The sequence below is a fragment of the Vibrio sp. 2033 genome (assembly GCF_033339735.1).
The window spans coordinates 1-621 of record NZ_JAWOVC010000486.1 but is presented as its reverse complement, the minus strand read 5'-3'; the positions used below and the strand labels follow the sequence as shown (position 1 = coordinate 621).

The 621-nt window shown below is 48.1% G+C and carries 1 protein-coding gene; it reads right to left on the bottom strand.

Annotated elements, in window-relative coordinates; genetic code table 11:
• Window positions 1–538: copper homeostasis protein CutC (locus R7P74_RS27360; protein ID WP_318123816.1), on the bottom strand; the 538-nt coding region annotated here is incomplete at its 3' end.
• Window positions 539–621: the final 83 nt, after the last annotated feature.

The window sequence follows — 621 nt, the reverse complement described above, 5'->3', positions numbered from 1 at the left end:
CGGCCATGATCGCAATGCGCCCTTGGGCTTGTTCCACAAGAGATTTAAGTACGCTCTCGCCTGCGGGGGCAGATGGAGCGAGGCCTGAAGTCAGAATACGTTCGCAACCTAAATGGATGATATCTTCCAACGCTTGTTCTGCATTGCGACATTGATCAAACGCACGATGAAACGTGATGCCAAGACCCAGTGCTTGTGCAAACTCGCACAATGCGGTGGCAAACGGCATGTGGATATCACCTTCTTGGGTCAGTACGCCTAGCACCACTCCATCTAAACCAGATTGATGGGCCGCTTCGATGTCCCAACGCATCATGTCTAGTTCCTCTTCGTTATAGAAAAAGTCGCCTTGGCGTGGACGAATCATGGCATACACTGGAACAGAAGATTGTTTGGCCGCTTGCTGCATAAAACCGTAGCTTGGCGTTAAGCCACCCAATGCGAGAGATGAGCAAAGCTCAATACGAGTTGCGCCACCAGCAATGGCGTAATGAAGAGATTCAATATTATCAATACAGACTTCTAGATGAGTAACCACTTTGATTCATCCTACTAACGTTACAGTAAGTGTTATGGCTAAGATATTAGCAGGGCCAACAGGCAGAATCTGTATGATGTCGA